The sequence below is a fragment of the Paractinoplanes rhizophilus genome (assembly GCF_042664765.1).
GTDB lineage: Bacteria > Actinomycetota > Actinomycetes > Mycobacteriales > Micromonosporaceae > Actinoplanes > Actinoplanes rhizophilus.
This window is the reverse complement of record NZ_JBHTBJ010000134.1, coordinates 1-691: the sequence shown is the minus strand read 5'-3', so window position 1 is coordinate 691 and position 691 is coordinate 1. Positions and strand designations below refer to the sequence as shown.

The 691-nt window shown below is 71.2% G+C and carries 1 protein-coding gene; it reads left to right on the top strand.

Annotated elements, in window-relative coordinates; all coding sequences use genetic code 11:
- Positions 1-170 precede the first annotated feature (170 nt).
- On the top strand, positions 171-691 hold a 521-nt coding region (locus tag ACFQS1_RS40570; RefSeq protein WP_378978416.1), incomplete at its 3' end, for a DDE-type integrase/transposase/recombinase.

Below are 691 nucleotides of genomic sequence, written 5' to 3'. Positions count from 1 at the left end.
CACCGCAGCCCCCGTCCCTGAATCACCTCAAACAGGACGAAGTCTCACCCGATCCGCAGCCCCTGAACGCCAGGACCTGGGCACGTTCATCCGTACGTGGCTGGGCACATTCACGCGTACCCCGACAGCAAGCCTCGCGGCGGCTGCCCGCCGAGGTGATGGACCTGGCGGTGGCACTGAAGAAGGAGAACCCCGGCCGGACCGCGGCCCAGGTCCGGCGGATCCTGCGCGCCCAGCTCGGCTGGGCGCCCGGAGAACGCACGCTGCAGCGCCGCTTCGCTGACCTGGCCGCGGTCGACCCCACGCTGCTGGGCGGGACGCCGGCGGCGGTGTTCGGGCGGTTCGAGGCCGACCGGCCCAACGAGTTGTGGACCGGCGACGCCTTGCACGGCCCGCGGATCGGCGGGCGCAAGACCTACCTGTTCGCGTTCCTCGACGATCACTCCCGGGCGATCGTCGGGCACCGGTTCGGGTTCGCCGAGGACACCGTCCGGCTCGCCGCTGCGCTGCGGCCCGCGCTGGCCTGCCGCGGGGTCCCGGAGGGGATCTATGTCGACAACGGCTGGCCCTGTCAGGGGAGCTGTGTAAGTCGGGGGTGTGCCAAGATCGACCGGCTTGAGAACCGGTCAGATGGGACACGACGTGACACAGGACACAGATGCGGCCCGAGTCGACGAGGCGGCGGGCCGGC